General features: G+C 72.8%; 20 protein-coding genes. 7 read left to right on the forward strand and 13 right to left on the reverse strand.

From position 1 onward, the window contains the following. Positions 1 to 8 precede the first annotated feature (8 nt). Entirely contained in the window at positions 9 to 1,397 is a 1,389-nt protein-coding gene (locus PV963_RS28445) for a PLP-dependent aminotransferase family protein (protein ID WP_274818688.1), read from the forward strand. 48 nt (positions 1,398 to 1,445) lie between these two features. Then, positions 1,446 to 1,913 carry a carboxymuconolactone decarboxylase family protein gene (locus tag PV963_RS28450; RefSeq protein WP_274818689.1) on the forward strand — a complete coding sequence of 156 codons (468 nt, stop codon included), beginning with the start codon at positions 1,446 to 1,448 and terminating at the stop codon, positions 1,911 to 1,913. 70 nt (positions 1,914 to 1,983) lie between these two features. Here the strand turns inward: PV963_RS28450 and PV963_RS28455 are convergent, their stop codons facing one another. The 7 genes from PV963_RS28455 to PV963_RS28485 all read right to left on the reverse strand — a co-directional run bounded on the left by PV963_RS28455 (position 1,984) and on the right by PV963_RS28485 (position 11,238). Beyond that, positions 1,984 to 2,784 (reverse strand): aminotransferase class IV, encoded by an 801-nt coding sequence (locus PV963_RS28455; RefSeq protein WP_274818691.1) that lies wholly within the window; start codon positions 2,782 to 2,784, stop codon positions 1,984 to 1,986. A gap of 11 nt (positions 2,785 to 2,795) precedes the next feature. Next, a complete protein-coding gene (locus tag PV963_RS28460; RefSeq protein WP_274818693.1) occupies positions 2,796 to 3,974 on the reverse strand; it encodes an FAD-dependent monooxygenase in 1,179 nt (392 codons plus the stop codon). Continuing rightward, positions 3,971 to 5,530: a class I adenylate-forming enzyme family protein gene (locus tag PV963_RS28465; protein ID WP_274818694.1), complete on the reverse strand. Its 1,560-nt coding sequence runs from the start codon at positions 5,528 to 5,530 to the stop codon at positions 3,971 to 3,973. The genes PV963_RS28460 and PV963_RS28465 overlap by 4 nt, the downstream gene beginning before the upstream one ends. 23 nt (positions 5,531 to 5,553) lie before the next feature. Continuing rightward, complete coding sequence (locus PV963_RS28470; protein ID WP_274818696.1) at positions 5,554 to 7,077, reverse strand: AMP-binding protein; 1,524 nt, start codon at positions 7,075 to 7,077, stop codon at positions 5,554 to 5,556. Beyond that, a complete protein-coding gene (gene pabB / locus PV963_RS28475; protein WP_274818697.1) occupies positions 7,074 to 9,683 on the reverse strand; it encodes an aminodeoxychorismate synthase component I in 2,610 nt (869 codons plus the stop codon). Before pabB ends, PV963_RS28470 begins: the two co-directional genes overlap by 4 nt. A gap of 30 nt (positions 9,684 to 9,713) precedes the next feature. After that, positions 9,714 to 10,250 (reverse strand): hypothetical protein, encoded by a 537-nt coding sequence (locus tag PV963_RS28480; protein WP_425541039.1) that lies wholly within the window; start codon positions 10,248 to 10,250, stop codon positions 9,714 to 9,716. Between the two features lie 145 nt (positions 10,251 to 10,395). After that, entirely contained in the window at positions 10,396 to 11,238 is an 843-nt protein-coding gene (locus PV963_RS28485) for a hypothetical protein (RefSeq protein WP_274822136.1), read from the reverse strand. A 141-nt stretch (positions 11,239 to 11,379) separates the two neighbouring features. Here PV963_RS28485 and PV963_RS28490 point away from each other — a divergent pair, with 141 nt between their 5' ends. The 3 genes from PV963_RS28490 (at position 11,380) to PV963_RS28500 (ending at position 14,609) form a co-directional block, all read left to right on the forward strand. Then, complete coding sequence (locus PV963_RS28490; protein WP_274818699.1) at positions 11,380 to 11,739, forward strand: hypothetical protein; 360 nt, start codon at positions 11,380 to 11,382, stop codon at positions 11,737 to 11,739. Positions 11,740 to 11,754: 15 nt separating this feature from the next. Next, complete coding sequence (locus tag PV963_RS28495) at positions 11,755 to 12,930, forward strand: glutathionylspermidine synthase family protein (protein ID WP_274818701.1); 1,176 nt, start codon at positions 11,755 to 11,757, stop codon at positions 12,928 to 12,930. Positions 12,931 to 13,127: 197 nt separating this feature from the next. Then, complete coding sequence (locus PV963_RS28500; protein ID WP_274818703.1) at positions 13,128 to 14,609, forward strand: glycine hydroxymethyltransferase; 1,482 nt, start codon at positions 13,128 to 13,130, stop codon at positions 14,607 to 14,609. A 39-nt stretch (positions 14,610 to 14,648) separates the two neighbouring features. On the opposite strand, the gene PV963_RS28505 is transcribed toward PV963_RS28500, so the two are convergent. The 4 genes from PV963_RS28505 to PV963_RS28520 form a co-directional block, all read right to left on the reverse strand. Then, positions 14,649 to 15,056 carry a hypothetical protein gene (locus PV963_RS28505; protein WP_342456405.1) on the reverse strand — a complete coding sequence of 136 codons (408 nt, stop codon included), beginning with the start codon at positions 15,054 to 15,056 and terminating at the stop codon, positions 14,649 to 14,651. 194 nt (positions 15,057 to 15,250) lie between these two features. Then, a complete protein-coding gene (locus tag PV963_RS28510) occupies positions 15,251 to 15,970 on the reverse strand; it encodes a hypothetical protein (protein ID WP_274818704.1) in 720 nt (239 codons plus the stop codon). A 335-nt stretch (positions 15,971 to 16,305) separates the two neighbouring features. After that, the gene (locus PV963_RS28515) at positions 16,306 to 17,190 is read right to left on the reverse strand and encodes a hypothetical protein (protein ID WP_274818706.1); all 885 of its coding nucleotides are present in this window, start codon (positions 17,188 to 17,190) and stop codon (positions 16,306 to 16,308) included. Next, positions 17,177 to 17,791, reverse strand: coding sequence for an RNA polymerase sigma factor (locus PV963_RS28520; protein WP_425540948.1), 615 nt, complete (start codon positions 17,789 to 17,791; stop codon positions 17,177 to 17,179). Before PV963_RS28520 ends, PV963_RS28515 begins: the two co-directional genes overlap by 14 nt. An 89-nt stretch (positions 17,792 to 17,880) precedes the next feature. On the opposite strand from PV963_RS28520, the gene trpS reads away from it, so the two are divergent. Together trpS and PV963_RS28530 are read left to right on the forward strand one after the other, a co-directional pair. Next, a complete protein-coding gene (gene trpS, locus PV963_RS28525) occupies positions 17,881 to 18,894 on the forward strand; it encodes a tryptophan--tRNA ligase (protein ID WP_274818709.1) in 1,014 nt (337 codons plus the stop codon). A 186-nt stretch (positions 18,895 to 19,080) separates the two neighbouring features. Further along, positions 19,081 to 19,659 carry a 2'-5' RNA ligase family protein gene (locus tag PV963_RS28530; protein ID WP_274818711.1) on the forward strand — a complete coding sequence of 193 codons (579 nt, stop codon included), beginning with the start codon at positions 19,081 to 19,083 and terminating at the stop codon, positions 19,657 to 19,659. A gap of 12 nt (positions 19,660 to 19,671) precedes the next feature. Here the strand turns inward: PV963_RS28530 and PV963_RS28535 are convergent, their stop codons facing one another. Then, positions 19,672 to 20,427 carry a decaprenylphospho-beta-D-erythro-pentofuranosid-2-ulose 2-reductase gene (locus PV963_RS28535; RefSeq protein ID WP_274818712.1) on the reverse strand — a complete coding sequence of 252 codons (756 nt, stop codon included), beginning with the start codon at positions 20,425 to 20,427 and terminating at the stop codon, positions 19,672 to 19,674. Positions 20,428 to 20,479: 52 nt separating this feature from the next. Then, on the reverse strand, positions 20,480 to 21,862 hold the full coding sequence (locus PV963_RS28540) for an FAD-binding oxidoreductase (protein WP_274818714.1): 1,383 nt from the start codon (positions 21,860 to 21,862) through the stop codon (positions 20,480 to 20,482). Positions 21,863 to 21,904 lie beyond the last annotated feature (42 nt).

Genomic DNA, 21,904 nt, shown 5'->3' on the forward strand with positions numbered 1-21,904 from the left:
CCATTTCCATGGCGGAACAGTGGGCCACTTTGGGCATCGACCTGCACCTGGAGCCGACCGGCCCGGGCCTGCGCCGCGGGCTGACCGACGCCCTGCGCGAGGCGGTGCGCTCCGGCCGGCTGGCCTCCGGCACCCGGCTGCCCTCCTCCCGCGCGCTCGCCGCCGACCTGGGCATCGCCCGCAACACGGTCGCCGACGCCTACACCGACCTGGTCGCCGAGGGTTGGCTCACCGCCCGGCAGGGCTCGGGGACCAGGGTCGCCGACCGGAGGGTCGTCCCGCCGGCCGGCACGGCGCCCCACCCCCGCGAACGCACCCGCCCCGCCTACGACCTGCGCCCCGGCAGCCCGGACCTGGCCTCCTTCCCGCGCGCGCAGTGGCTCAAGGCCGCCCGCCGCGCCCTGACCGCCGCGCCCCACCACGCCCTCGACTACGGCGACCCCCGCGGCCGCCCCGAGCTGCGCGCCGCGCTCGCCGGCTACCTCTCCCGGGTCCGGGGCGTACGCGCCGACCCCGAACGGATCGTGATCTGCGCCGGGTCGGCGCACGGCCTGAAGCTGCTCGGCACGGCCCTGCGGGCGCGCGGGGCACGGACGGTCGCCGTCGAGTCGTACGGGCTCGATGTGCACTTCAGGCTCCTGGCCGCGTCCGGTCTGCACACGGTCCCGCTGCCCTTCGACCGGCTGGGCACCGACCCCGGCGCGTTGTCCGCCGCCGACGCGGTCCTCCTCACGCCCGCCCACCAGTTCCCCATGGGCGTCCCCCTGCACCGCGACCGCCGAGCGGCCGTCGTGGACTGGGCGCGCCGCACCGGCGGGCTGGTCCTGGAGGACGACTACGACGGCGAGTTCCGCTACGACCGTCAGCCCGTGGGCGCGCTCCAGGGCCTGGACCCCGACCGGGTGGTCTACCTGGGCACCGCGAGCAAGTCCCTGGCCCCCGGACTGCGGCTGGCCTGGATGGTGCTCCCGCCGGACCTCGCGAAGGAGACCGCGGCGGCCAAGGGCGGGGTCGACACCTGCGGGGTGCTGGACCAGCTGACCCTGGCCGAGTTCCTCACGTCCGGGGCCTACGACCGCCATGTCCGCGCGAGTCGCCTGCGCTACCGGCGCCGCCGGGACGCCCTGGTCGCCGCCGTCGCGGCCCGGGCCTGCCGAGCCCGGGTCACCGGCATCGCGGCCGGCCTGCACGTCCTGCTGCGGCTGCCGCCCGGCACCGAGCGGTCGGTGCTCCAGGCGGCCCACTGGCAGGGCCTGGCGGTCCACGGACTGACCCGCTACCGGCACGCCGCCTCGGTCGTGGAGCCGGCCGACGCCCTGGTCGTCGGCTACGGGACACCGCCGGACCACGCGTGGTCGGGGGCGCTGGACGCGCTGTGCGCGGTACTGCCCGGATAATCGCGCGAATTTCCCTCCGGAATGCCGTGCAACGGATATGGTCACCCCATGAGTGAAAGCACTTCCCTATCCCGCGTGGCCCTGAAGAAAACAACCCCCGACGTCTCCGCCGCGATGGGCTCCCTGCACAGCGCCGCCGTTTCCGCGGCCCAGGACGCCGAACTCGAACCGGAACTGCTGGAACTGGTCAGGATTCGCGCCTCGCAGATCAACGGCTGCGCGTTCTGCATCGACATGCACACCAGGGACGCCCGCGCCCAGGGCGAGACCGAGCAACGCGTCTATGCGCTGAACGCCTGGCGGGAGACGCCGTTCTTCACCGAACGCGAGCGCGCGGCACTGGCGTTGACCGAGGCGGTGACGCTCGTCCACGACGGTCGCGTCCCGGACGCGGTGTACGCCGAGGCGGCCGAGGTGTTCGACGAGAAACAGATCGCGGCGCTCATCTGGTCGGCCACCGTCATCAACGCGTACAACCGGATCGCGATAGCGACGCGTATGGCGCCGAAAAGCTGAATCAAATACGGAAGAAGGCAGCGTAAAGCGCGCCGGGTCGAATTCGACCCGGCGTTTCCATTTCCTCGATTCAGTCGGCCGGCAGCGGCTCCATCATGCTGTCCAGCCAATTCCGCCATTCCCCGGCCCGTTCCGCCGGAGGCACCCGCATCGACCGCCCGATCCAGGCCGTGACGGGCCGGATCCCGTGCAGCGCGTTCGTCAGCCACACCTCACGGCCGTCCAGCTCGGCCACGGTCCGCTCCCGGTGCGCGATCCGGATCCCGGACCGCAGCGCCCGCTCCTGGACCAGCCCGGCCGTCACACCCGGCAGGACGGGCAACCGGGGTGGCGGCAGGCACAGGGTGTCGTCCTCCCACCACAGCACGCTGGCGGTGGCCGACTCCAGCACCGTGCCCGAGGGCGCGATCAGCACCGCCTCCTCCGCGCCCTCGCCGTGGGCCCGGCGGCGCACCCGGGCCAGGGTGTCCAGGTCCGGGCCCTTGCGGCGGGGTACGGTCCGTGGATCGGACTGGCCCGCCGCCCACAGGCGCACCCCCGTGCCGAGCGGCGGAGCGGGCCGCAGCAGCAGCCGCAACTCCAGGGAGCCCGCCGCGAGTTCCACCCGCGGGAACCACTCGCCCGTGCGCGGCAGCAAGGCGGTCACGTCCTGCCAGAACGCGTCGAGCCGGCGCCGCTCCGGTCCGCCGCAGTCCCCGCAGGCCCGCGCGAACCGCTCCCGGTGCCGGGCAGGGGCCCGCACCCGGCCCTCGCGCACCAGCCACGAGTCCGCGGCGAGCAGCCGCCCCCCGGCCGCCTGGTCCGGGGCCGGGGCCAGGCCACGGCCGGGCGTCCACGTCCACAGGCCTTCCGCCACCGCCGGTCTGGTCACCAACAGCCTCCTCAGTACTTGCGTCCCGCGACGGCCGGTGCCCCGTGCCGGGGTCCGTACGGCGCGTGCTCCAACCACGACCCGCACCACGGCAGCACCGGCGCCAGTGCCGCCGCGGCCCGCTGCCTGACGCGGACGGTCCGGCGGCGCGGCCGCAGATGGTCCAGGGCGGCACCGGCGGCGGCACTGTTGAACAGGGCCGCCGCCCGCCGCACGTCGGCGAACCCGGCGACCGCCTCGCCGGTCCCCGCGGCGATCGCCTCGGCGGCGGCCGCCGCGTCCGCGATCCCGCTGTTCATCCCGCGCGCCCCGAACGGCGGAAACAGATGCGCCGCCTCGCCTGCCAGCAGCACCCGCCGGTGCGGATCGGTGAACGAGGCCGCCACCTTACGCAGGAAGCGGTACGTCGACACCCACAGGATCCGCTCGCCGTAGCCGTCCCCGACGACCGAGGGCAGCCAGCGCCGTACGGCCTCCTCGGTGCCGAACTCCTCCTGCCGGTCGTCGTCCCGGCACTGGAGGTCGACCTGGAAGCCCCCGGTGAACGGCACCCGCATCACACTGCGCCCGCCCACCCCGGGATGCTCGTAGTGGAAGACCCGCTCCAGCGGCAGCTCGGCGCCCGGCACGTCGGCGACGTCCACGACGACGTGGAAGCCCTCGCCGTGCGTGCCCTCCAGGGCGATGCCCAGCTCGCGCCGGACCGTGGAGCGGGCCCCGTCGGCGGCGATCGCGAACGCGCCGGTCCACACCCGCCCGTCCTCACCCGTCAGCCGGACCTCCGTACCGGTGGTGCGCACGCCCGTCACGCGCGCGCCCCACACGAACTCCACCCCGGCCTCCGCACAGGCCGCCCGCAGGAACCGTTCGGTGTCCGTCTGGCGCAGGCTGGTGAAGGGCGGCGGGCCGGACGGGGGCGGGAAGGTGCGGGAGTAGACCTCACGTCCCCGGTAGAGGGTGCGCCTGGTGTGCCAGGTCCGCCCGTACGAGGTGATCTCGGCGGCGAGGCCGGGCCGCATCGCGTCCAGCAGGCCGAGGGTCTCCCGGTGCACGAACAGGGCCCGGCTGCCCGGCCGTTCACGGTCCTTGGGCTCCGCCTCCAGGAGGACGGCCGGCAGGCCGTGCGCCCGCAGCGCGAGCGCAGCCGACAGGCCTACGGGACCGGCGCCCACGACCATGACCGGGGTCATGCCCGGACGCCTTCGGTGAGCATCCGGGCGATCTCCACCCGCTTCACCTTCCATGTCGCGGTCATCGGCAGGTCCTCGAACCGCCACTGCCGCGGCTCGGCCATTGCCGGCAGCCCCGCCGTGGCCCGCCGCCAGCGCTCCGGGTCCAGGGGCCGCTCGCCGCGTACGCACACCACCGGTACCGGCTCGCGGTCCGCGCCCGGCACGATGACGACCTCGCGCAGCTCCTCCAGCCGGGACATCAGCGTGTCCTCGACCTCCAGATTGCTGTGCACGGCGTCGATCTGGTCGACTTCCCGGTCGATCAGGTACAGGGCGCCCAGACGGCTCCGGTAGCCCATGTCGCCCATCTCCCACCAGCCGTCGGTGAGCTGACGGTCGTAGCGCTCCGGCATGCCGAGGTAGGTGAGGATCCGGCCCCGGGTGCGGGCCTCGATCCGGCCCCGGGTGCCGGGCGGGACCCGCCCGCCCCCGGCGTCGGTGACCCGGACCCGGGTGAAGCCCGGTATGCCGAACCCGACCCGGCGGCCGTCCGCGCGGGCCGCGCTGCGCCGGGTCACCACCTGGAACGCCACCGGACCCGTCTCGCTCTGCCCGTACAGCTGGACCAGCCAGGGCGTGCGGCGCCGTGAGGCGCCCAGCAGCCGCCGTACGGTGCGCGGATGGATCGCGTCGAACGTGGAGCCGTACGCCCGCACCCGGGACAGCGGGGCACCGGGCGCGTCGGCCAGCTCCTCCCACAGCACGAACGTGTTGGGGTGCGTCTCCACGATGCCGGGCCGGTGCCGGACCAGCAGCGGGCCCACCGCCGCCGGATCCGGGTCGGTGATCAGCACCAGCGGGCTGCCGAAGTGCAGCAGGACGCCGAGCAGATGGTAGAAGCGCGAGTGCACGAACGACATGTGCAGCGCCGCCGGCTCGCCCCGCGTGGGCCAGCCCAGCGCCTGCTGCGGCACCAGCCGGTTCCACATGGTGTGCGCGCAGTGCACGGCCAGTTTGGGGACGCCGGTGGTGCCCGAACTGTGCGTGATCAGGGCGGGTTCGCGCGGATGCAGCCGGACCGGCGGGGGCGGCTCGGCGCCGGCGTACTTCGCCAGGGACTCCGCCCCGGCCGTGTCGTCCACGCAGAGCGTCCGCCGCACGAGCCCGGACAGGGGCAGCTCCCGCAGGCCGTCCAGGGTGGCGCTGTCGGTGACCAGCCAGGGCCGGCGCAGCCGTTCGAGCAGCTGCCCGGCCACGGCGGGGGCCAGCGCGGGCGACAGCAGCACCGGCACGGCGCCGATACGCGCGACGGCGCAGGTCAGCAGCATGATGTCGACGTTGTCCGCCTTGTGCACGACGACCTGCTCCGAGGGCCGCACCCCGGCGTCCCACAGTCGGCCGGACAGGTCCTCGACCAGGTCGGCCAGCACGGTGTAGCTCAGGTCGACCCCGAGGGAGGGGGCCACGTCCAGCGGCCGGTCCAGGGTGACGAAGACGGCACCGTGCCGGTCGGCCGCACGCCGGAAGACCGGTCCCAGATAGAAGCCGCGGTCGGCGAGCAGAGACTGTCGCATGGGGTGGTTCCTTTCCGAGAGGTTCACCAGGCGCCCCGGCGCACCAGATGGCGGCGGAGCTTCCCGGTCGCCGTGCGCGGCAGCGACGGGACGAAGCTGACGCCGCGGGGGACCTTGAACGCGGCGAGGCTCTCCCGCGCCAGGCCGATGAGCTCGTCCGCCAGGCCGTCCCGCACCGGCGACGCGGGGACCACGAAGGCCCGCAGCCGGCTCGCGCCCCGCCCGTCGGGCACGGCCGCGACGGCCACCTCCCGCACCCCCGGATGGCCGCGCAGCACGGCCTCCACCTCCAGCGGGGAGACGGTGATGCCGCCGACCATCTCCATGTCGTCGGCCCGGCCCAGATGCCGGTAGGAACCGTCCGGTTCGCGGCACGCCCGGTCGCGGGTGGCCAGCCAGCCGCCGGCCAGGGCCCGGGCGGTCTCCTCGGGCCGGTTCAGATAGCCGGGCGTCACCGTCGGCCCGCGCACCCACATCTCGCCCTCCTCGCCGTCCGGCACCGGGTGGCCGTCACGGTCCCGCAGCTCCACCTCGAAGCCGGGCACGGGACGGCCGACCGTGCCCGGGTGGTTGTGGGCGAAACCGTTGGCGCAGAACGCGTGGCCGGCCTCCGTGGAGCCGATCTGCTCCAGCACGGGCGCGCCGAGCAACGCGGTCACCTGCCGTGCGAGCCCCTCCGGCAGCCCCTCGCCGGCCGACACCGCGGCCCGCACCGAGGCGAAGCAGCCCTCGTGCCCGTGGCCCCGCTCGGCGACCAGCGCGGCGTACGCGGACGGCACGGAGTACAGCAGCGTCACCCGGTGCCGGGCGACGAGTTCGTCGATGGTCGCCGGGGTGGGACGCCGGTCCACCAGCACCGCGGACGAGCCGGAGAAGAGCGGGAAGACGAAGGCGTTGCCGAAGCCGTAGGCGAAGAACAGCTTCGACACCGACAGGGTGACGTCCTCCGCCGTGATCCGCAGCACCCGCCGGCCGACGAGGTCGTGGTACGTCCGTGGATCGCCGTGCGTGTGCACGACGCCCTTGGGGCGGCCCGTGGTGCCGGAGGTGTACTGGACGTAGAGCGGGGTGTGCGCGTCGACCTGGTGGGCGGGCGCGGGCGAGGCGGCGGGGGCGAGCGCCATGAGCTGGTCGGCACCCAGGCGGGCCCGGCCGGCGAACCGCTCCTCCAGGCCCGGCCCCGTCACACAGAGCACGGCCCCGGTGTCCTCGGCCAGGAACGCGTGGTCGGCCGCGGGGAGTTCGGGGTTGACCAGGACCGCGACGGCGCCGAGACGGGCGGTGGCGAGGAACGCCGTCACCCAGGCGAGGGAGTCGGGCAGCGCCAGCAGCACACGGTCCCCGGGGCGCACGCCCTGCCCGGCGAGCACGGTGGCGGCCCGGGCCGCGAGGCCGTGCACCTCGCCGTGGGTCCAGGCCCGGTGCCCCTGGTGGAAGGCGGTCCGCCCGCCCCACCCACGCCGCTCGGCGAGCTCCGCGAGCTGGGCCGCGAGGTTCCCGGGCGCCTCGGCCTCGGCGGGGTGCAGCACGGCCTGCGGACTGGTCATCGCCGCGCCTCCTCGGCCGCCCCGGCCCGGTCCCCCGGCGGGGCCTGCCGCCGGATCCGGTCGGCCGTGTGCTGGTGCAGGGCCCGCATCGGGGCCGCCGTCTTCAGCAGCATCTCCTCGTACTCCGCGTCCGGATCGGAGCCGAGGACGATCGCTCCGCCCGCCCCCAGGTGCATCTGGCCGTCGGCGAACACCGCGGTACGGATGACGATGCTGAGATCCGCACCGCCGCCGCACCCGAAGTAACCGAGGGCGCCGGAGTACACGCCCCGCGCCTCGGACTCCAGCGAGTCGATGATCTCCAGCGTGCGCAGCTTCGGCGCGCCGGTCATCGACCCGCCGGGAAAACAGGCCCGGACACAGTCCACCGCGTCCGTGTCCGCCCGCAGCCTGCCCTCCACGGTCGACACGAGCTGGTGCACGGTGGCGTACGTCTCCGTGGCCATGAGCTTGGAGACCCGCACCGACCCCGTCCGGCACACCCGCCCCAGGTCGTTGCGGAGCAGATCGACGATCATCAGGTTCTCGGCCCGCGTCTTGTCGTCCGACGCCAGCGCGTCCCGCAGCCGGGCGTCCTCCTCCGGCCCGTCGCCCCTGGGCGCGGTCCCCTTGATGGGCCTGGCCTCGGCGGTGCCGTCCCGCCCGATCCGCAGGAACCGCTCGGGCGAGGACCCGGCCACCTCCAGCTCCCCGAACCTCAGGAACGCCGCGTACGGGGCCGGGTTGTCGCGCCGCAGCGTCCGGTAGAACTCGAACGCGTCGGTCGGTGCGGGTAACCGAGCGGCGTTGGTCAGGCAGATCTCGTAACTGGTGCCCGCCCGCAACTCCCGCTTGCACGCCTCGATGTCCGCGAGATACGTCGCCCGGTCGCGCACCAGCCACGGCTCGGCGGCGCCGGGGTCCGCCGGACCCGTCGGCACGGGCAGGGGCGGCCGCTCCGTCGCCACGCAGGTGAGGTCGGCCAGCGCGCTCTGAAGCCAGTCGGCGGCCTCCCGCGCCGCCTGCGGGGTGTCCTCCGCCAGGCAGACGGCGTACGTGAAGCCCTCCTGGTGGTCCACCGCGATCACCCGGTCGGCGAACAGCCAGGCGGCGTCCGGGACCGGGGAGCGGTGACGGTTGGGCGACCCGCAGTCCGCCTTCACCTCATAGCCGAAGTAGCCGACGTAGCCCCCGGTGAAGTCGAACGGCAGCCCGGTCGCGTCCACCCGGCGGCTGGTCAACTGCCGCTTGAGATAGTCGAAGACACTGGCCGCGACCTTCCGCACCGGCCGCCCCGCCCGCTCGATCTCGCAACGCCCGCTGCCGACGTCGTACCGCACGAACTCCGCGAGCGGACCCCTGTCGTCCCCGAAGAACGAAAACCGCGACCGCCCCGGCTCCACCAGCGAACTGTCCAGCCAGAACGCCCGCGAGGACCCCGCGTACATCCGCGCAAAGGCAGCCTCGGCATCCACCGCCCCGACGATCCGCCGACTGTGCAGCCGGTACCCGACGCGCTCGGGGCGACGGGGGCGGGGGATGGTGGCGGTGGGCGGGGAGACCGCGTCGGATCGGGTGCGGGTGATGGGCAGGTCGGCCTCGGCGAGCGGCTTGTGCCCTGCGGGCGGCGCGGCCTGGCCGGGCATGTCGGCGTCGGCGGCCGGACCGGCCGGGCCGGACCAACCGGCCCCTGCGGACGGGCCCGCCCCGGGGGACATCCCGTCGTCGGCGGACGGACGGGCCCCGGCGGTTGGACCGGCCGCGATCGAGGGCACATCCCCGTCCGACGGCACATCCCCGTCCGACGGCACAACCCCGTCCGACGGCACAACCTCGCCCGACGGCACAACCTCGCCCGACGACACGGCCCCGCCGGCCCAGGCCGCCCCGCCCGACGGCAGCACCGCTCCCCAGGGCGCGGCCGCGGGCCGACGGTCCGCTGCCGGTGACCGGGAGACCTCCGCCTCGCACTCCGGTACCACCACGCGGCGCCGGGCCGGTGACTCGTGCGACGGCACCGCCGTGTTCTTCGCCCGCAGCTTGCCGGCCCGCTTCGCGGTCAGGTTGCGGAAGTTCACGAGCATGCGGTGGCCGAACTCCGTGAGGACGGACTCGGGGTGGAACTGCACGCCCCACAGCGGCCGGTTGCGGTGCCGCAGGCCCATCAGGACGCCGTCCTCCGCCCAGGCCGTGGCCTCCAGCATCTCCGGCAGCGGCTCGCGCACGGACAGCGAGTGGTAGCGGACGGCGGTGAAGTTCTGCGGCAGGCCCTGGAACAGGTCGCGTTCGTCATGCCGGATCGTGGACAGGTGCCCGTGCCGCGGCTCCGGAGCGGGCCCCACCACCGCGCGCTCCCCGAGCGCGATGCCCTGATGGCCGAGACACACGCCGAGCACGGGAACCGGGGAGGTCGCGACCAGCCTGGCCGCGATGCCGAAGTCGCGCGCGTGCGCCGGGTGCCCGGGGCCCGGGGAGACCACCAGGTTGTCGAACTCCCTGAGATCCGGAACCCCGTCGACGGCGGCGTCGTTGCGGACGACCACCGGCTCCTCGCCGTTGACCTCGGCGATCAGCTGGAACAGGTTGTACGTGTACGAGTCGTAATTGTCGATGAGCAGGGTCTTCACCCGCCCACCTCCCTCTGTTCGTTCGCGGGCCTACGTGGCCCGGCGTTTGTGCCGTCCGCGGAGCGCCTGGAGCGACGGGTACAGCCATTTCCTGAAGAAACGCTGGAGCCGTGGCATGAGGATCCAGGTGACAAGGGCGGTTACACACAGACACAACAACAGTGTGCGGATCAGTGCATTGAGGTCACCGAGATAGGGAAGCACCGTCAGATTGAACAGGAGAACCGGCGGAAAAACCGCGCTCATATTCACGAACCACAATTTCCATTTCGACGGCGGAGCCGGCGGCGCCGGTGTCAGGGTCTGCGCCTCGAACCAGGCCCGGGCGCCCCGTACCCTCCTGCGCTCCGCCTCCCGGGCGAGCCCCTCCAGCCGGGCGTCCCACTGTGCCCGGGAAGGCGATTTCTCCCAGGCCAGGGCCGAACCCTCGCTGGCGAAGCGATAGACGACATGCCACTCCGCCCCTCCGTCGACAAGTACCCCACCCCCCAAAAAACCCGGTTGCCGAGCGGTCGCGCCCAGCATGGCCCACCCCCAGGAGTGGAAGTCGGCCGCCCGGCCCGGCATCACCCGATAGGCCACGGTGACCGTGACGGGATTACTGGTCACGCCGTCCCATACGGAAAGCGGTTCACGCGCGTTCAAGATTCAACAAACAATTTTCCGATCGTCCGGAACGTGAAGCTTTTCGGCAGATGGGAAACATCCCCGATCACCTGGGCGCAAGCGCGCTCCCCGTGTGCTCCACCGGCGCCTCCCCGAAGCGCGACAACGCCAGCGCCCCGGCCACCGCCACCGCGAACCCGAGCACCGCCGGCCAGCCCAGCCCCGGCCGCGTACGGTCCCCGAGCCACACCACACCGATCAGCGCGGGCGCGACGGTCTCCCCGAGCACCAGTCCGGCGGTCGCCGTGGTCACCGCCCCGCGCTGGAGGGCGGACGTCAGCAACAGGAACGCGGCCCCGCCGCCGAGCAGCAGCGCGTACGCCGCCGGGTTCGTGAAGAGCGCGCCGGGCGTCAGACCGCCGACGAGCCGCACCGCCACCTCCACCACCCCGAACCCGAGCCCGGCACCCAGCCCGAGCGCGAGCGCCCGCCCCCGCTCCGGCAGCCGTCCACCCACCGCCCCGAGCAGCAGCACCCCGCCCGCCGCGGCGAGCATCGCCCACTTCAGCCGGGCCGGCCCGGCCTCCTCGCCCTCCGCCCCGGACGCCGACCCCAGCAGCGCCAGCCCGGCGCACACCACCCCCACCGCCGCCCACTCCGTGCGGCTCAGCCGCACCGTGAGCAGCCGCGCGGCGACCACGGCCGTCACCGCGAGACTCGCGGCCAGCGCCGCCCCCACGGTGTAGATCGGCACCGACCGCAGCGCGGCGATCTGGAGCAGGAAACCGAGCCCGTCCATCCCGAGCCCGACCAGATACCGCCACTGCTTCAGTGCCCGCCAGAGCAGTGCCACGTCCCCGCCCGTGCCGGTCGCCGCCGCCCGCGCGGCCATCGCCTGCAAGACCGTCGCCGTACCGAAGCAGACCGCCGCACCAAGGGCGCACACCATTCCAAAGATCACAAAAGGACAGTAGGGGAGGGGGCGTGAGCCGGGGGGCCATGCGCGCGTCTTCACACCGGTCTCTAGGCTGACCGCTCGGCAGTACATGACAGGACACGCAGTACACGACGGGGACACGGGGAGACACGGATGGCTGAAACACGGCGACGGCTGCGCTCGAGCACGGTGGTGCTGGGCGGCATGGGTGTCCTCGCGGCGGCCCTGTCCGCGTGCGGCTCCGACCCGGACCGCCGCTGCGTGGACCGGGACAGCTACGACTACATCAACGGTTACAAGATCGTCGCCGACAAGAACTGCAAGTCCGGCTCCACGTCCTCCTCCTACGGCAAGGGCCGCAAGACGACCGGCAAGACCAAGAGCACGGACGCCGACTGGTACTACGACGCCGACGTCAGCGGCCGCTACGCCGACAACGGCACCTTCAGCCGCAGCGAGGCCGTCGACCGGGGCGGCTTCGGCTGCTCGGGCTCCGGCAGCAGCGGCGGCTGACCGGGCCGTACGCACATGGAACGCCGCACCATCACCCCGCGCCCCGGCTGGCAGCAGACCGTCGAGGAACAGGGCCTGATCTACCCCCTGACCCGCTACCCCGACGACTCCCTGCGCCCCTACTGGGACGAAAGCGCCTACTACGTCTTCGCCCTTCCGGAGATCGAGGCCCTGGAAGAGGTCGTCGAGGAACTCCACCGCATGTGCCTGACGGCGGCCGAGCACATCGTCGGCGAGGACCGTTTCGCGGACCTGGGCATCACCGACCCCCGCGTGGCCCAGGCGGTTGCCGAGTCCTGGCACCGCCGCGCCGAACTCCCCTCCCTCTACGGCCGTTTCGACCTCCGCTACGACGGCACCGGCCCGGCCAAACTCCTGGAGTACAACGCCGACACCCCCACCTCACTGGTGGAGGCCGCGTCCCCCCAGTGGTTCTGGATGGAGGACCGCTTCCCCGGCGCCGACCAGTGGAACTCCCTCCACGAACGCCTGATCGACGCCTGGCGGAAACAGGCCGCTCTCCTCCCACCGGGCAGCCCGCTGTACTTCGCGTACTCCTCCGCCGACGAACTCGGCGAGGACCTGATGACGGTCGCCTACCTGAAGGAAACAGCCGAGCAGGCGGGCCTGGCCACGGACTGGATCTCCATGGAGGAGATCGGCTGGGACCGCCTCTCCGGCCGCTTCGTCGACAACCGCCTCCGCTTCATCCGCAGCGTCTTCAAGCTCTACCCCTGGGAGTGGCTCACCACCGACCGCTTCGCCGACCACGTCCTGGACACCCTCGACAACGGCGGCGGCACCGGCTCCACCCTCTGGATCGAGCCGGCCTGGAAAATGCTCCTCAGCAACAAGGCGCTCCTGGCCATCCTCTGGGAGCTGTACCCCGACCACCCCAACCTCCTGCCGGCCTACCTGGACGGCCCCCGGGACCTGCCGGGCTGGGTCGCCAAGCCCCTCCTCGGCCGAGAGGGCGCGGGCGTCACGATCCACGAGCCCGGATCCCCCCGGACCCTCCGCGACGAACCCTGCTGCTACCAGCAACTGGCCCCGCTCCCCACCTTCGACGACAACCACGTGGTCCTGGGCGCCTGGGTGGTGGAAAACGAGTCGGCGGGCCTGGGCATCCGCGAATCATCGGGCTTGATCACGGACGAATACGCCCGCTTCCTACCCCATGTGATCCTTTAGAAGGGCTTGAGGGGAATTGCCTGTCAGGGGTGCGGGGAACTGCGCGACAAGCCACAACGGAACCCGCACGCATGGTCCGGTAGGCTGATCACCGGGCCGTGACTGGCGTGCTGGGATGGGACCGACCATCGGGAAGCGGCCCCCGGACCCGGCTGACCCCCGGGGACCGGAACCGTGCCGTGCGCCTGGGCCGTACCGTGAACGCTGAACGCAACGTCCGGAGGTCCCACATGCCAGCCGAGCCCCTCTCCACCGCTTCCACCGCCTACCGCGCCGCCCTCGACGTCATCCGCGCCGTGGAGCCGCGCGTGGCCGACGCCATCGGCCAGGAGGTCGCCGACCAGCGCGAGATGCTCAAGCTGATCGCCTCGGAGAACTACGCCTCCCCGGCCACGCTGCTGGCGATGGGCAACTGGTTCAGCGACAAGTACGCCGAGGGCACCATCGGCCGCCGCTTCTACGCCGGCTGCCGCAATGTCGACACCGTCGAGTCCCTCGCCGCCGAGCACGCCAAGGAACTCTTCGGCGCCCGCCACGCCTACGTCCAGCCGCACTCCGGCATCGACGCCAACCTCGTCGCCTTCTGGTCGGTCCTCGCCCAGCGCGTCGAGGTCCCGGCCCTGGAGAAGGCCGGCGCCCGCCAGGTCAACGACCTCTCCGAGGCCGACTGGGCGGAGCTGCGCCGCGCCTTCGGCAACCAGCGCATGCTCGGCATGTCCCTGGACGCCGGCGGCCACCTCACCCACGGCTTCCGCCCGAACATCTCCGGCAAGATGTTCGACCAGCGCTCCTACGGCACGGACCCGGCCACCGGCCTGATCGACTACGAGGCCCTGCGCACCTCCGCCCGCGAGTTCAAGCCGCTGATCATCGTCGCGGGGTACTCGGCCTACCCCCGTCTGGTGAACTTCCGGATCATGCGCGAGATCGCCGACGAGGTCGGCGCGACGCTCATGGTCGACATGGCGCACTTCGCCGGCCTGGTCGCGGGCAAGGTCCTGACCGGCGACTTCGACCCGGTCCCGCACGCCCAGATCGTGACGACGACCACCCACAAGTCGCTGCGCGGCCCGCGCGGCGGCATGGTCCTGTGCGACGACTCCCTCAAGGACCAGGTCGACCGCGGCTGCCCGATGGTCCTCGGCGGCCCGCTCCCGCACGTCATGGCCGCCAAGGCGGTCGCCTTCGCGGAGGCCCGCCAGGAGTCCTTCCGCGACTACGCCCAGCGCATCGTCGACAACTCCCGCGCCCTCGCCGAGGGCCTGATGCGCCGCGGCGCGACCCTCGTGACCGGCGGCACGGACAACCACCTCAACCTGATCGACGTCGCCACGTCCTACGGCCTCACCGGCCGCCAGGCCGAGGCCGCCCTGCTCGAGTCGGGCATCGTCACCAACCGCAACGCGATCCCCGCCGACCCGAACGGCGCCTGGTACACCTCCGGCATCCGCATCGGCACCCCGGCCCTGACCACCCGCGGCCTCGGTACGGCGGAGATGGACGAGGTGGCGGCCCTGATCGACCGCGTCCTCACCACGACGGAGCCGGGCACCACCAAGTCGGGCGCCCCCTCCAAGGCGGCCCACGTCCTCGACGCGAAGATCGCCGACGAGATCAGCCACCGCGCGACGGACCTGGTGGCGGGCTTCCCGCTCTACCCGGAGATCGACTTGGGCTGACGCCCTGGCAAGGGTCACAGACCAACCTCAGCCGGCCACTCACAGGTCGATGAGCACCTGACGCGGCTCCTCCCGCTGCGGTCCGGCACCCGACCGGACCGCAGCGCGGCGTATCAGCACTGCGCCGCCACAGCCGGCCGCGAATCCCACGCCCAGCCCGGGCAGCGCCCACCATGCGCTCGCCCCACCCCGTCGTCGGGATTCCCCAGCCTCCGGCCCGAGCATTCCCTGCCCCTGAAGTTCCTCGAATACCGAGCGCGGGGCCCGGTGCCAGCGGATGTCGTCGTCCGGAACGTCCACCGCATAGTCCGTACGCACCCAGGGCGTGCCGTCCTCCGCGACGACGATCTTGTCCTGCCGTTCGATGGCGATGTCGCCCCCGGGCGGCCTGACCGTCTCCGGCCAGCCTCCGATGCCAGTCAGCCCCCAGACCACGGTGGCCCGCACTGGCGGGAAGCGCCCTCGAGCCACGTCTCGGGGACGCCCTCCGTCCCCGTGTACGTCGGCCCGATCAACTGCCACAGTCGCGCGAAGCCCCGCTCGCCGGAGCGCAGCGCCGTGCTCCACCCTTCGGCGCCCGCGATGACCATCGACCAGAGTCCCGCGCCGCCGCATCTGCCTGGGGCGCCTGCCCTGGCCCCTCATACACCCTTCAGCTCCTGGCGAGGACCCGGCTGCCGCCGCAGGCGGGCGAGCGGTGCCGCCTGGGGCAGCCGCAGTGCAAGGGGGCGCAGGACCAGAGCCAGCACGGCTCCGGCCGCCGCACCCGGCAGCGCCCACCACCAGCCGGTGTCGTCGCCCGGGCGGGGCGGGGAGGCCGCGGCCGGCGCTGTCGTCGGCGACGATTCGTCCGTGACGGACCCGGAGGGCGCCGTCTCGGAAGGGCTCGCCGAGGCAACCGAAGTCTTGTCCATCACTCCCAGCTTCTTGAGCAGGGCCCGCAGCTCCTCCGGCCGCTCCGCCTTGTGCCATACCCCGTTGCCCGGCTTCTGCGGATTCAGCTTGGTGTGGATCCAGACCGCCCGTGTCTCGGGCACGGTCGGGTAGACGTGGTCCACCCGCCAAGGCGTGACGTCATGGGCCATCCAGGTGACGGTGACGTGGTGGCCTGTGGTCTCGTCCAGTGTCGGCGGCTGCTCAGCTGCCCCGTCGAGGTCGCCGCCCGCGTGGGCGAGCAGGGCCTGGAGGCGGGGGTAGGCCGCGTCGTCGTGGTACAGCGCCGTGCTCTGCCAGCTGGTGGGCGAGACCACCAGCACGCTCGTCCCTCCGCCGGCCGTGGCGGACGGCGCCCCCATCAGTACCAGGGCTAGGGCCACCGCCAAGCCCGTTGTCGCCGCGGCCAGTTCCCGGATCACGCGCACTTCGACACCCCCCATCGAATCTGGTGCGGCTCGTCCGCACCCGGTGTGTCACTCCTGGTACACCGCTCGAGCCGCCGGGGTTCCCAACCCACCGCGACGAACTTCCGGATCCACACCCGGCGGTCTCCCGCCCGCTGGCTACCGCCTGGCGATCTTCCGCCCACTTGGCTCGCTCTCGGGCGGCTTCTACTCGCTTGGCTCGCGCCTGGCGGTCTCCTGCCCCCTCCCTTCCGCCCAGCGGCCCCTTGCCAGCTCCCGCCCCGCGGTCCGCTCGCCGCCCCCCCAGCGGCCCGCCCGCCCCCCAGCCGTCCGCCCGCTGGGAGGCACCCGCTCACTCACCGCCCCAGCGACCGCGCGACCTCCACCGCCCGCGCCTTCGACGCCACGCCCTCCAGCCGCAGCGTCACATTCCCGCCGGAGCCCGAGTGGGTCCACAGCAGTGTCGGCCCGGACGTGCGCTCCTCGCGTGTGAAACGGTCACCGTTCGCGTCCTCCAGCCAGAAGCTGAGCAGGTGGGGCCGGGGGAACCACAGGGCCGGGTTGGGGGTGCCCCCGGCCGAGGCGTCGTCGCCCAGCGGCACCCACTGCGGGTACTCGCGCACGGTCTTGGCGAAGCTGGTGTCCAGGCGGGCCCGGAACTGGTCCAGCCGTACCGTGCCCCGCTCCTCGCGCCAGCACAGGCTGACCAGGAATCGGTGGTGCGGCAGGCTGCTCACCGTCACCGCATCCGGTGTCCCCAGAGCTTTTGGCACCAGCGGCTCGAACCCGGCCCGCCGCTCAGCCTGGGCGAGCGACACCGACCGGCCGCAGCCGGGCACCTCGGCGTCCGGCGAGGGCACCGCCGACCGGTCGTACTGCACCTCCACACCCCCGAACCCGAACCAGTCGAAGACCGCCGCCCGCACCGGGGGCGTGAGCGCGAGGACCGTCAGCAGACCGCACAGGGTCGCCGTCAGCGCGCGCCACCGCGTCCGCGTCCAGCGCCTGGCCGCCCGCAGCCGCTCCCCGGTCCTCGGCGCCTCGGCCACCGGAACCGGTACCTGCTCGGCGAGGATCTGCTGCAACACCCGTTCGACCATCGTCTCCGCCCCGGCGTCACCAGGGGCGTCCATCGACCGCCCGAGAGCCCGCAGTTCCTCCGGCAGCCGGGAAGTCTCGTCGCGTCGGCGACCCGCGATGCCGTCACCCTCGTACGCATCCCGTCCGTCACTCATGCTCATCACCCCCTTCCCGCGGCTCTTCCCCCGGCTGAAAATCCGGCAGCAAACAGGCCAGCCTGCGCAGTGCCCGACTGAGCCGGGACTTCACCGTCCCCCGAGGCCAGCCGAGGGCCTGGGCCGTCTCAGACTCGTCCATCTCCAGCAGATAGCGGTGGGTGACGACCAGGCGGTGCTCCTCGCTCAGCTGCTCCAGGGCGGCCAGCAGCGCCGCACGGCGCTCCGTCCGAAGCGTCGCCGCCGCCGGGTCCGCCGACTCCGGTATCAGCGGTTCCGCCTCCACGAACGCCGCCTCACGGTCGGCGAGCGTGCGCTGCCGCGCCGCCGTACGCACCGTGTTCCTCGTCTCATTGGCGACGATCGCCAGCAGCCACGGCTTGAACGCCGTGCCGTCCCTGAACCGGCCCAGCGCGCAGTACGCCTTCACAAAGGCCTGCTGCACCACGTCCTCCGCGTCCGCCCCCGCCCCGAGCGCGGTGGCCGCCCTGAGCGCGATTCCCGTATGCGTCCGCACCAGCACCGCGTACGCCTCCGGCTCTCCGGCGCGTACGCGTGCGATCACCGCGGCCTCATCGACGATGCGGCCCCCCTCCCGCGTCCTCACACTCTTGTTACACCGCCGAACAGGGATCGGTTCCCACCTGTTTCGGACCAGTTCCGGATCGCCCCACGGGACCTGAGAGAATGGTGAGCATGGCCTCTGACCGACCTCGCGTGCTCTCCGGGATCCAGCCCACAGCCGGCTCGTTCCACCTCGGCAACTACCTCGGCGCCGTCCGCCAGTGGGTGGCCCTCCAGGAGACCCACGACGCGTTCTACATGGTCGTCGACCTGCACGCGATCACCATCCCGCAGGACCCGAAGGACCTGCGGGCGAACACGCGCCTGGCCGCCGCCCAGCTGCTCGCCGCGGGTCTCGACCCGGACCGCTGCACGCTCTTCGTCCAGAGCCACGTCCCCGAGCACGCCCAGCTCGCCTGGGTCATGAACTGCCTCACCGGCTTCGGCGAGGCCGGCCGGATGACCCAGTTCAAGGACAAGGCCGCCAAGCAGGGCGCCGAGCGCGCCTCCGTCGGCCTGTTCACGTACCCCGTCCTCCAGGTCGCGGACATCCTGCTCTACCAGGCGCACGAGGTCCCGGTCGGCGAGGACCAGCGCCAGCACGTCGAGCTCACCCGCGACCTCGCCGAGCGCTTCAACGGCCGCTTCGGCCAGACCTTCACCGTCCCGAAGCCGTACATCCTCAGGGAGACGGCGAAGATCTACGACCTCCAGGACCCGTCGATCAAGATGAGCAAGTCGGCGTCCACGCCGAAGGGCCTCATCAACCTCCTCGACGAGCCGAAGGCCACGGCGAAGAAGGTCAAGAGCGCGGTCACCGACACGGACACGGTGATCCGCTACGACGTCGAGAACAAGCCGGGCATCAGCAACCTCCTCACGATCTACTCGACCCTCACCGGGGAGGGCATCGCGGAGCTGGAGGAGAAGTACGCGGGCAAGGGCTACGGCGCGCTCAAGACGGACCTCTCCGAGATCATGATCGAGTTCGTGACGCCGTTCCGGGAGCGCACCCAGCAGTACCTGGACGACCCGGAGACCCTCGACTCGATCCTGGCCAAGGGCGCCGAGAAGGCCCGCGCCGTCGCCGCGGAGACCCTCGCCCAGGCGTACGACAAGGTCGGCTTCCTGCCCGCCAAGCACTGAACCCGCTCCCGCGCACAGCCGTACCACCGCACAGCGCTGTACATCACTTCGGTTGCGCCTGCCTGTAACCGGGTCGTGGCCGTACAGTCGATAACCGGGTGGTCGTATCAGCGGCCACTCCCGCTCGATCCGGCAGGACTCGCTCCGGCAGGACGGGTCTCACCAACTGAAACGACAGGAGACGACGTGGGGACCGTAACGATCGGTGTCTCGATCGCGGTCCCGGAGCCTCACGGCAGCCGGCTTCAGCAGCTGCGCGCGGGCTTCGGCGACGCCGCGGCTCACGGCATTCCCACGCACGTCACCCTGCTGCCGCCGACGGAGATCGACGAGTCCGCCCTGCCGGCCGTCGAGGCGCATCTGACCGAGGTCGCCGCGTCCGGCCGGCCGTTCCCGATGCGGCTGTCCGGTACGGGCACCTTCCGGCCGCTGTCGCCGGTGGTTTTCGTCCGGGTCGTCGCGGGCGCGGAGGCCTGCACGCGGCTCCAGGAGCAGGTCCGCGACCCCGCCGGGCCGGTCGTACGCGAACTGCAGTTCCCGTACCACCCGCACGTCACGGTGGCGCACGGCATCGAGGAGGCGGCGATGGACCGCGCCTTCGAGGAACTCGCCGACTACGAGGCCGAGTGGCCGTGCACGGGCTTCGCCCTCTACGAACAGGGCGCCGACGGTGTCTGGCGCAAGCTCCGCGAGTTCCCCTTCGGCGGCTCGGTGGTCCCCCCGCAGGCCGGCTGTGTGGAGCGCGGCTCGGTCCCCATGCGCTGATCCGCCCGTAGGTCAGATCGGCAGCCGCCGGAACACCCCGCGCGGCAGGTGCCGCAGTGCCGCCATCACCACGCGCAGCGCGCCCGGCACCCACACCGTCTCCGAGCGGCGCCGCAGCCCCAGCTCGACGGCCGTCGCCACCGCCTCGGGGGTGGTCGCCAGGGGCGCCTCGGGCAGCCCGGCGGTCATCCTTGTCCGGACGAAGCCGGGGCGTACGACCATGACGTGCACGCCGGTGCCGTGCAGCGCGTCGCCCAGGCCCTGCGCGAAGGCGTCGAGGCCGGCCTTGCTGGAGCCGTAGATGAAGTTCGCGCGGCGGGCCCGCTCGCCCGCGACGGAGGACATGACGACCAGTGAGCCGTGCCCCTGGGACTGGAGCGCGCGGGCGCACACCAGGCCGGCCGAGATCGCGCCGGTGTAGTTGGTCTGCGCGACCCGCACCGCCGCCTCCGGCTCCCGCTCGTCGCGGGCCTGGTCGCCGAGGAGGCCGAAGGCGAGCAGCACCATGTCGATGTCGCCCTCGGCGAAGACCTTGCCGAGGACGGCCTCGTGGGAGGTGGGGTCGAGCGCGTCGAAGGCGACGGTGTGCACGTCGGCCCCGAGTCCGCGCAACTGCCCTGCGGCCTCCTCCAGTGCGGGCGACGGGCGGCCGGCCAGCCAGACCGTGCGGGTGCGGCGGGCGATCAGCCGGCGGGCGGTGGCCAGCGCGATCTCCGACGTACCGCCGAGGACGAGCAGGGACTGGGGGAGACCGAAGGCGTCCTTCATGACAGCTCCTAGAGGTTGCCTGGTGTGCCTGTGCCTGTGCCTGTGCCTGTGCCTAGAGGCTGAGGCGGCGGGACAGATCGGACGTGAAGACCCCGTGCGGGTCCAGTTCCGCCCGCAGGGCCCGGAAGTCGTCCAGCCGCGGGTACATGGCCGCGAGCAGTTCCGGGCGCAGCCGGGCGTCCTTGGCGAGGTAGACGCGTCCGCCGGCGGTGGCGACCTCCTCGTCGAGTTCGTCGAGGAACGCGCCGAGGCCGGGCAGGCCCGCCGGGATGTCCAGCGCCAGCGTCCAGCCCGGCACCGGGAAGGACAGCCAGCCCGGGTCGGACTCCCCGAAGCGCTTGAGGACGGCCAGGAAGGACGGGCAGCGGCGTTCGGAGATACGGCGCACGATGCGGCGCAGGGCGTCCTCCTGGCCGTAGCCGACGACGAACTGGTACTGCACGAAACCGCCCCGGCCGTAGACGCGGTTCCAGTGGGGCACGCCGTCCAGGGGGTGGAAGAAGGCGGAGATGCGCTGGAGTTGGCCGGCACGCGCGCGGGGGGCCTTGTGGTACCAGAGCTCGTTGAAGAGACCCACGGTCGTGCGGGTGAGCAGGCCCTCGGGCAGGACCGCGGGGGCGGACGGGAAGCGGGAGGTGCGGAAGGAGAGCGGGTTGGCACGCGTGCGTGCGGGCAGCGCGTCCAGGGGCGCGTGGTCGCCCCGGGTGAGGACCGCGCGGCCGGTGGACGCGCCCCGGGCCAGCAGGTCGATCCAGGCGACCGAGTAGCGGTAGCGGTGATCGGTGGCCGCCAGCCGGGCCATCAAATCGTCGAGGTCCGTCGCGCGTTCGGTGTCGACCGACATCAACGAGGTCTCGACCGGCTGGAGCCGGATCGTCGCGGTGAGGATCACCCCGGTCAGCCCCATGCCGCCCGCGGTGGCGTCGAACAGGGGCGTGCCCGGGATCACCGTGCGGATCTCGCCGTCGGAGGTGAGCAGTTCGAAGGCCAGCACGTGGCGCGAGAAGGAGCCCGAGACGTGGTGGTTCTTGCCGTGGATGTCGGCGCCGATCGCCCCGCCGACGGTGACGTAGCGCGTGCCGGGGGTGACCGGCACGAACCAGCCGAGCGGCAGCAGCACCTCCATCAGCCGGTGCAGGGAGACGCCCGCGTCGCACAGCACGGTGCCGCCGTCGGCGTCGATCGCGTGGACGCGGTCCAGGCCCGTCATGTCGAGCACGGACCCGCCCGCGTTCTGCGCCGCGTCCCCGTACGCCCGTCCCAGGCCCCGGGGGATCCCGCCGCGCGCCCCGCAGTCGCGGACGGCCGCCGCGGCCTCCTCGTAGGTCTGGGGGCGGATGAGCCGGGCGGCGGTGGGAGCGGTGCGGCCCCAGCCGGAGACGGTGGTGTGGTCCAGGCCCATGACGTCCGGGACGGAATCGGTGTCGGCAGACATGTCTGTGACCGTATCGCCCCAATGTGAGCTATTAGTTAGAGA

Origin of the sequence: Streptomyces coeruleorubidus, assembly GCF_028885415.1 — a bacterium.
In the GTDB taxonomy this organism is placed as follows: Bacteria; Actinomycetota; Actinomycetes; order Streptomycetales; family Streptomycetaceae; genus Streptomyces; species Streptomyces coeruleorubidus_A.

Bases quoted from the DNA above. Each gene is read 5' to 3' on its own strand.
- PV963_RS28485 (WP_274822136.1), bottom strand. From the start codon at position 11,238: ATGGTGTGCGCCCTTGGTGCGGCGGTCTGCTTCGGTACGGCGACGGTC.
- PV963_RS28450 (WP_274818689.1), top strand. From the start codon at position 1,446: ATGAGTGAAAGCACTTCCCTATCCCGCGTGGCCCTGAAGAAAACAACC.
- PV963_RS28515 (WP_274818706.1), bottom strand. From the start codon at position 17,190: ATGAGCATGAGTGACGGACGGGATGCGTACGAGGGTGACGGCATCGCG.
- PV963_RS28495 (WP_274818701.1), top strand. From the start codon at position 11,755: ATGGAACGCCGCACCATCACCCCGCGCCCCGGCTGGCAGCAGACCGTC.
- PV963_RS28535 (WP_274818712.1), bottom strand. From the start codon at position 20,427: ATGAAGGACGCCTTCGGTCTCCCCCAGTCCCTGCTCGTCCTCGGCGGT.
- PV963_RS28480 (WP_425541039.1), bottom strand. From the start codon at position 10,250: ATGCCGGGCCGGGCGGCCGACTTCCACTCCTGGGGGTGGGCCATGCTG.
- PV963_RS28490 (WP_274818699.1), top strand. From the start codon at position 11,380: ATGGCTGAAACACGGCGACGGCTGCGCTCGAGCACGGTGGTGCTGGGC.
- PV963_RS28460 (WP_274818693.1), bottom strand. From the start codon at position 3,974: ATGACCCCGGTCATGGTCGTGGGCGCCGGTCCCGTAGGCCTGTCGGCT.
- PV963_RS28445 (WP_274818688.1), top strand. From the start codon at position 9: ATGGCGGAACAGTGGGCCACTTTGGGCATCGACCTGCACCTGGAGCCG.
- PV963_RS28470 (WP_274818696.1), bottom strand. From the start codon at position 7,077: ATGACCAGTCCGCAGGCCGTGCTGCACCCCGCCGAGGCCGAGGCGCCC.
- PV963_RS28465 (WP_274818694.1), bottom strand. From the start codon at position 5,530: ATGCGACAGTCTCTGCTCGCCGACCGCGGCTTCTATCTGGGACCGGTC.
- trpS (WP_274818709.1), top strand. From the start codon at position 17,881: ATGGCCTCTGACCGACCTCGCGTGCTCTCCGGGATCCAGCCCACAGCC.
- PV963_RS28540 (WP_274818714.1), bottom strand. From the start codon at position 21,862: ATGTCTGCCGACACCGATTCCGTCCCGGACGTCATGGGCCTGGACCAC.